Raw genomic sequence first — 7,389 nt, 5'->3', positions numbered from 1 at the left:
GTGCGGCTCCACCCTCCCTGCCCGAGCCGTCCGCTCCGCCCTACCCGTCCACCCCGTCCCCACCCCCCGCCCCTCCCGATCCACCGCCCGGGCCGTCCGCCTTGACGGCGCCACCCGCCCTGACCGCCCCGCCCACCCACGTCCCCGCGCCCCGTTCGCCGCGCAGGTACCCCTCGGCGGTCAGCTGCTCGTACGCCTCGGTGACGAGTCCCCGGGAGACGCCGAGGTCGGCGGCGAGCTCACGGGTGGACGGCAGCCGCGTCCCGGCCCCGAGCCGCCCCGAGCGGACCGCCTCGCGCAGGGCCTCCTGGAGCGCCCGGCCCCGCCGCCGCGCCGGCGCTCCGACGGCCGGGAGCAGCAGCTCCCAGGCGGGCTGTCCGGCGGGGCCCGCCGCCCCGCCCGAAGTGGTCCCCGATGGTGTCATGGAAGTGGACCTTAACCGGGGCCGCCGGGATTCCTAGCGTCGGAGCCATGAACGCGAACTCCCTGCGCGGGGTCCTGCTCGTGACCCTCGCCTACGCCCTCGTCGGCGCCTCCTTCACCGCGAACAGCCTGCTCGGCGCCTACCCGTACGCGGGCGGCCAGGCCCTCCGCTACGGCGCCGCCTGTCTGCTCCTGCTCCCGCTGCTCGGCCGTGGCGGACTCGCCCCGCTCCGGCTCCTGACCGCCCGTCACTGGCTGCGGCTCGCCGCCCTCGCGGCCGTCGGCATGGTCGGCTTCAACCTCGCCGTCCTGGCCGCCGAGCGGACCGCCGAACCGGCCGTCCCGGGCGTCCTGGTGGGCTGCGCGCCGGTCGTGGTCGCCGTCCTGGTCCCGCTGGCCGAGGGCCGCAGGCCGGCCCGCGCCGTGCTGTGCGGGGCGCTGCTCGTCGCCGCCGGGGCGTTCACCGTGCAGGGCTGGGGGCGGACGGACGCGGCCGGGATCGGCTGGTCGGCGGCGGCGCTCGCGGGCGAGGTGGGGTTCACGGTCCTCGCCGTCCCGGTGCTGCGGATCCTCGGCCCGAAGCTGCTCACCGCCGCCGTCTGCGGGGTCGGCGCGGCCGAGGCGGCGCTCCTCGGGCTGCTCGTGGACGGCGCCGGTCTCGTACGGACGCCGACGGGCGTGGAGGCGGGGGCGCTCGTCTGGCAGGCGGCCCTGGCCACGGTCGTCGGCTTCGTCCTCTTCTATATGGGGGTCCAGCGGATCGGCATGGAGCGGGCCACCCTCTTCACCGGGGCGATCCCGGTCGCCGCCGCCCTGAGCGCCGTCCTGGTCGCGGGCGCCGCCTTCGGCCTCCCGCAGGCGGCCGGCAGTCTGCTCGTGGGGGCCGGAGCCGCCCTGGGCACCGGCCTGTTCACCCGTGCGAAAGAGGTCTCAGCGACTGCCGTCGAGGAGCACGCGCGCGACGAGGGCCGGGTCGTCGTTCATGGGCACGTGGCCGCAGCCGGGCAGCCGGACGAGCCGCGCGCCGGGCAGCGCCTGCTTGGCGCGGACGCCCTGGCGGCGCAGGAGCAGCCGGTCGCGGGTGCCCCAGGCGACCGTGACCGGGACCGCGGGGACGTCGTCGCGGAAGAGCGCGGTCCGGCCCGCGGCCAGGGTCTGGTGGAAGCCGGTCGCGCCGCGCAGCGCGAGGGTCTCGGCGACGACCGCCTCGGGTGAGCGCCGCGCGGGCCGGGCGTAGATGGTGCTGGTGAGGGCGGTGCGCCCGGCGGGCGTGCGGGAGAGCCGCTCGATCACCGGCACGGGCAGCGACAGGGCCGCGCCGCGCATGGCCCGCAGCGTCCCGAAGGCGTACCGGCGCTCGGCCTCCGTCCAGAAGCCGGCGGGGGAGAGGGCGGTGACCGAGCGCACCAGCTTCTCCCGGCCGAGCTCCAGCGCGAGCAGTCCGCCGAGCGAGTTCCCGGCCACGTGCGGACGCTCCGCGCCGAGGGCCCCGCAGAAGGCGTCGAGGACGGGGACGACGGTGGACAGGTCGTACGGGGAGCCCTCCGGCAGCGCGTCGGAGGCGCCGAAGCCGGGCAGGTCGACGGCGATCACGTCCCGCTCGGCGGCCAGGACGTCGAGGACCGGCTCCCAGGCCTGCCAGTGGTGCCCGATGCCGTGGAGGAGGAGCAGCGGCTCGCCCGAGCCCCTCCTCTCGTACGTCAGGGACGTCGTCCGGGGACCCGAGGGGGTCTCGATCGTGAACGTGATCCGTGCGGACATGCGGACTCCCTGTCGTGACACCTCTTAGACGACCCGTCAGTAAGAATTACCGGTCGGTAGCCGGGAGTTCAAGAGGCCGGCCCGAACTGGACAGGCCGGAGCCGCTTGGGCTGGGATGGGCGGGTGCCCACCGACATCCCGACCGGCGCCGAGGCCGGTACCCCCACGCGCGTCGGCGGCGTTCCGTCCGACGCCCCGACCGAACTCTTCGAGGAGCACCGCCCGATGCTCCTCGGCATCGCCTACCGGATGCTCGGGCGCGCCGCCGACGCCGAGGACGTCGTCCAGGAGGCCTGGCTGCGCTGGACCGCCGACGACCGGGCCGCCGTCCGCGAGCCGCGCGCCTTCCTCGTGCGGATCACCACCCGCCTCGCCGTCGACCGGCTCCGGCTCGCCCACGTGCGCCGCGAGACCTACGTCGGCCCCTGGCTGCCCGAGCCCGTCGTCACCGACTTCGGCCCGGCCGCGCCCGACACCGCCGAGCGCGCCCTGCTCGCCGACTCCGTCTCGCTCGCGGTCCTCGTCGTCCTCGAATCCCTCTCGCCCCTGGAGCGGGCCGTCTTCGTGCTGCGCGAGGCCTTCGGCTTCCCGTACGGGGAGATCGCCGCCGTCCTGGACCGCTCCGAGGCGGCCGTGCGCCAGCTCGCCGGGCGGGCCCGGCGCCACGTCGACGAGGGCAGGCCGCGCTACGACGTCGACCCGGCCGAGCGCCGCGACCTGACCGAGCGCTTCCTCGCCGCGGCCGCCGGCGGCGACCTCGGCGGGCTCCTCGCCCTGCTCGCCCCGGACGCGCGCCTGGTCGGCGACAGCGGCGGCAAGTCCAAGGCGCCGCTGCGGGTCATCGAGACCGCGTCCAAGGTCGGCCGCTTCCTCCACGCCGTGTCCGGGGACGCGGGCCTCTACGACTACCGCCTCGTCGAGCTCAACGGCGCCCCGGCCCTGGTCGCGTTCGCCGGCGGGCGCCCCGACACGGTGATCCAGCTGGAGGTGAGGGACGGACGCGTCCAGACCGTCCACATCATCCGGAACCCCGACAAGTTCCACGGCCTGAAGGACGTCTGACCCGCCGGGCACGACGACGGGCCTCCCGCCGCACCGCGGTGGGAGGCCCGTCGCCCGTCGGGGAGGGGACGCGTCACACGCCCGCGATCGACCTGATCCAGGAGCGGTACGCCGTGACGTTGGTGTACGCCGTGGTGGTCTGGCGGTCGCTGGTGGAGGCGACGCCGACCTGGACGCCGGCGGCCGTCATCGGGCCGCCGGAGTCGCCGCCGGCGGTGATGCCGTCGCCCCGGCGGGCGCAGATCGCGGAACCGCCGTAGGCGTCGGTGCAGCCGCCGGTGACGGTGACGTTGGCGACCTTCAGGTAGCGGGACTGGCAGTTGGCCTCGGAGCCGCACTGGGACGTGGCGCCCCAGCCGTACACCTGGACGTTCTGGCCGACGCGCACGGTGCCCGGCTGGCCGAGCGTCGCGTAGGTCGCCGACACGGAGCGGTCCAGGCGGACGAGGGCCAGGTCCGAGCTGTGCGTGTAGGTCTGGGCGCCGTTGGCCAGGGTGCCGCCGCTGTGCTGGTCGAGGCTGCCTATGCGGAAGGAGAGGCCGCCGCCGGTGACGCAGTGCTTGGCGGTGAGGATCCAGGTCGGGGCGATGATCGTGGCCGAACAGGTCTCCCGGCCGTTCGAGAGCAGCCGGGCCGCCCACGGGGCGTTGGAGGCGTAGCCGCCGCCGATGATGGGCTGCACGGCCTGGACGGCCGGGGGCGCGGGCGCCGGCGCCGCGGAGGCGGTGGGGGAGAGGAGGGCGAGGACGGAGACCGCGGCGGCCGCGAGGGCGGGCACGAGCCGTGAGATGCGCAAGGTTCCTCGATTCGGTGGGCGCGCCCGGCGGGCGCGCGTGTGGGGGGCGGGCGGCCCCGAGGGGCCGCGCGCATGCCGGAGTCCCGCCGGCGGGGCGGTGGTTCGGCATGGACATGACCCATGATTCCGAAGGGGAGGGCGCGCGGGGTAATAACACTTGGCCATAACACGGCGCTCTCTCCCGGAAGGGCGCGCTTCGCCGCCCCCGGCGCCGTACGAACACCCGCTCCCCGCCCCCGGTGCCGTACGAACACCCGCCCCCGCCGTCCCGCGACGGGGGTTTTCCGCTACCGGAGCCTCACAGGGGTGCGAACGTCCTGTGAACGATCTAGGTCAGAGAGCCACATTCCGGGGTTTTCGACGGAGGATTGGTCTTGACCAAGGGGGTGGCTCGCCTTATGGTCGCAGAGTTAGTGCAGGAACCTTTAATAAACAAGGGCGCGGAAAAACGCCGCGGGACACGGCGAATTGCGGAGGATCAGGGTGGGGACCACGCAGCTGGCATCGGTGCCGGAACCGAAGTACCAGCACCTCAAGACAGTGATCGGCGAAGCGCTCGACTCGGACTTCGCCGTCGGGGAGATCCTCCCCAACGAGCGCGAGCTCGCCGCGCGCTTCGGCGTCGCCCGGGCCACGCTCCGGCAGGCCCTGGAGCAGCTGGAGCTGGAAGGGCGCCTCCAGCGCCGCCGCGGCGTCGGCACCACGGTCGCCCCGCCGCGCGTCGGCGTGGACGTCTCCACCACGCAGCACGCTTGGCCGGGCGTCGGCGACGAGGCCTGGCAGTCCCTGGACTCCGCCTCCGACGTCCCCCCGGCCGCCGTCGCGCGCGTCCTGGAGACCGGCGCCGAGGACCGGGTGCACGTCGTCCGCCGCCTCCGCGTCACCCAGGGCCAGCCGGTCGCCGCCGAACTGCTCTACGTGCCGGCCGGCTCCGTCCCGGACCTCAGCGGCATCGACGCCCCCGCGGGCCCCGCCCGCGCCCGCGCCGTGCTCCGCGAGCTCCAGCACCTCGCCCTGGACGGCCAGGACCGCTCCGTCGAACTCGGCTCCGCCCGCGCCGACGACGCCAAGGAGCTCGACCGGCTGCCCGGCGCGCCCGTCCTCGTCGTGACGACCCGCTACCTCTCCGGCGGCCGTACCGCCGCCGTCTCCGTGGCCACCTACCGCGCCGACACCTGCCGCCTCACCTTCGGCGACTCGGGCGACCTGGTCATGGCCTCGTAACTCCCGCGCGTCCGGCGACGGACAGGCACCGGCCCGCCCCGGGACCGCCCCTCGGCGGTTCAGCGGCGGGCCGTCACCGATCCGTCGACCGCGAACAACTGCTCCTCGACGTGGTCGAGGGCGAGCCGCAGCGCCCCCGTGCCCACCGCGGCCTCGCCGAGCAGGGAGAGCGCCACCCGGGGCGGCCGCAGGCAGAACCGGGCCAGCTCCTCGCGGAGCGGCTGGAGCACCCCGTCGAGACCGGCCGCCCAGCCGCCCACCACGACCAGCTCGGGGTCGATGGCCAGGACGAGGGCCGCCACGTCGTGCACGAGCCGCTGGATGAACCGCTCCACGGCCGCCCCGGCCCGCGCGTCGCCCTTCTTGGCCAGCGCGAACACCTCCGCGACCGCCTGCTCGTCCAGCGGGTGCAGCGGCTCGTCCGTCGTCGACAGCAGGTGCTCGGGGGTGACGTCCCGGCCGAGCAGGTGCAGGGCGCCGATCTCCCCGGCCGCCCCGCCGAAACCGCGGTGCAGCCGGCCGCCGATCAGCGAGCCGGCCCCCGGGCTCAGTCCGGCCAGGACGAACACGATGTCGTCGGAGTCGGTCGCCGCGCCCTTCCAGTGCTCGGCGACGGCCGCCGCGTTCGCGTCGTTCTCCACGATCACCGGGCAGCGGAAGGAGCGCCGCAGCCGCTCGCCGAGCGCGAGGCCCGTCCAGCCGGGCAGCGCCGTGCCGAGGCGCACCGTCCCGTCGGCCTCCACGATGCCGGGCGTACCCACGCCCACGGCCCGCAGGTTGGACCGGGCGACCCCGGCCCTGCGCAGCACGTCCGCGACGACCGTGCGCACCCGGTCGAGACGCTCGTCCTCGGGCGCCGTCTCCGACACCTCGCGGGACCCCGCGCCGATGATCCGCCCGTCGAGGCCGGAGAGCAGGGCGGCCACCCGGTGCGGGCCGATCTCGATGCCGAGCAGATGACCGGCCTCCGCGCGGAAGCGGAACCTCCGCGCCGGGCGCCCCTGCCGCCGGGCCTCGCCCTCCTCGGGCGCCGACTCGACGACGAGCCCGCCCTCCATGAGGCCCTCGACGACCCCTTCGACCGTGGGCCGCGACAGACCGGTGATCCGGGTCAGATCGGTGAGCGTGGGCGCGTCGGCGCCCCGCAGCGCATGGAGTACCACCGCGGAGTTGATCCGCCGCAGCAGAGACGGATCCCCGCCGGTCAGCCGCCCCACCGTGTGTCCTCCCAGCTCGTGAGCCATTCAGCCGGATGGTACTCAATGGGCCCCGATGCGGCGAGTGCCGCCCCCGTCACGCTTGGGTGACGGTCCCTGCCCAGGGTCCCGGCGCCCTCCCGGGCCCCCGGTCCGCGGGACCGGGCACGGACGGGTGCGTCCGGGAGGAGGCGGGGGAGGGGCGCGAAGCGGAACGGGAGGCGCTGGACGTGCCGTTCACCGGCCGCGGGCCCCGCACGAGAGCCGCGCGGGACCCCGGTCACCGGGACGGTCCGGGCCCGTTTCGTGCGGCGGCTCCGTACGGTTCCGGCCCGGCCCGGTCCGGTCCGTACGGCGGGACCGTTCGTACGGCGGGACCGGAACCGCCCTACGCCTGCGACCGCCGCTCGACGTCCGCCGCCTCGCGGAGGCGGGCGAACTCCTCGGCCATCGCCGCCGTCGACCAGTGGGCGTTCAGGCCGCTCGGGCTGGGCAGCGCCCAGATCCGGGTGGTGCCGATCGTCCGCTCCTGCGGTCCGACGGCCGCCTTCGGCTCGTCGAAGGCCGCGCGGTACGCCGTGACTCCGGCGATCGCGAGCCAGCGCGGCTCCAGCCGCTCCACCCGCGCGGCGAGCAGCCGCCCGCCCTCCCGGTACTCCTCGCGGGTCAGCTCGTCGGCCCGCGCGGACGGCCGCTCCACCACGTTCGTGATCCCGAGGCCGTACGTCAGGAGCTCCTCCTGCTCGTCCGGCCGCAGCTGCCTCGGCGTGAACCCCGACAGGTGCAGCACCGGCCAGAACCGGTTGCCCGGCCGGGCGAAGTGGTGGCCGGACGCCGCCGTCATCAGACCCGGGTTGATCCCGCAGAAGAGCACCGAGAGGCCGCTCGCGACCACGTCGGGAACGACGCGGTCGCGGGCGGCCTCCA

General features: G+C 75.7%; 6 protein-coding genes and 2 pseudogenes. 3 read left to right on the top strand and 5 right to left on the bottom strand.

Annotated elements, in window-relative coordinates:
- Nucleotides 1–115: 115 nt before the first annotated feature.
- Nucleotides 116–424: pseudogene (locus tag ADL08_RS21995) on the bottom strand (GntR family transcriptional regulator); the annotation flags it as partial.
- Here ADL08_RS21995 and ADL08_RS21990 point away from each other — a divergent pair.
- Nucleotides 415–1,260 (top strand): annotated as a pseudogene (locus ADL08_RS21990) (EamA family transporter); the annotation flags it as partial. The pseudogenes ADL08_RS21995 and ADL08_RS21990 overlap by 10 nt on opposite strands.
- A 93-nt stretch (nucleotides 1,261–1,353) precedes the next feature.
- Here the strand turns inward: ADL08_RS21990 and ADL08_RS35805 are convergent.
- Nucleotides 1,354–2,184, bottom strand: a complete 831-nt coding sequence (locus ADL08_RS35805) for an alpha/beta fold hydrolase (RefSeq protein WP_053669233.1) — start codon at nucleotides 2,182–2,184, stop codon at nucleotides 1,354–1,356.
- 123 nt (nucleotides 2,185–2,307) lie between these two features.
- On the opposite strand from ADL08_RS35805, the gene sigJ reads away from it, so the two are divergent.
- Nucleotides 2,308–3,246, top strand: coding sequence for an RNA polymerase sigma factor SigJ (gene sigJ, locus ADL08_RS21985; protein ID WP_267889582.1), 939 nt, complete (start codon nucleotides 2,308–2,310; stop codon nucleotides 3,244–3,246).
- 73 nt (nucleotides 3,247–3,319) lie between these two features.
- On the opposite strand, the gene ADL08_RS21980 is transcribed toward sigJ, so the two are convergent.
- Nucleotides 3,320–4,042, bottom strand: a complete 723-nt coding sequence (locus tag ADL08_RS21980) for a S1 family peptidase (protein ID WP_053645604.1) — start codon at nucleotides 4,040–4,042, stop codon at nucleotides 3,320–3,322.
- 483 nt (nucleotides 4,043–4,525) lie between these two features.
- On the opposite strand from ADL08_RS21980, the gene ADL08_RS21975 reads away from it, so the two are divergent.
- Nucleotides 4,526–5,266 (top strand): GntR family transcriptional regulator, encoded by a 741-nt coding sequence (locus ADL08_RS21975; RefSeq protein WP_053645602.1) that lies wholly within the window; start codon nucleotides 4,526–4,528, stop codon nucleotides 5,264–5,266.
- 59 nt (nucleotides 5,267–5,325) lie between these two features.
- Here ADL08_RS21975 and ADL08_RS21970 read toward each other — a convergent pair whose 3' ends face one another.
- On the bottom strand, nucleotides 5,326–6,483 hold the full coding sequence (locus tag ADL08_RS21970; protein WP_053645600.1) for an ROK family transcriptional regulator: 1,158 nt from the start codon (nucleotides 6,481–6,483) through the stop codon (nucleotides 5,326–5,328).
- A 367-nt stretch (nucleotides 6,484–6,850) separates the two neighbouring features.
- Complete coding sequence (gene mug / locus ADL08_RS21965) at nucleotides 6,851–7,357, bottom strand: G/U mismatch-specific DNA glycosylase (protein ID WP_053645598.1); 507 nt, start codon at nucleotides 7,355–7,357, stop codon at nucleotides 6,851–6,853.
- Nucleotides 7,358–7,389: the final 32 nt, after the last annotated feature.

This window comes from Streptomyces sp. NRRL F-6492 (assembly GCF_001280125.1).
In the GTDB taxonomy this organism is placed as follows: Bacteria; Actinomycetota; Actinomycetes; order Streptomycetales; family Streptomycetaceae; genus Streptomyces.
The sequence above is the reverse complement of the archived record's forward strand: the minus strand, read 5'-3'. Positions and strand labels throughout refer to the sequence as shown.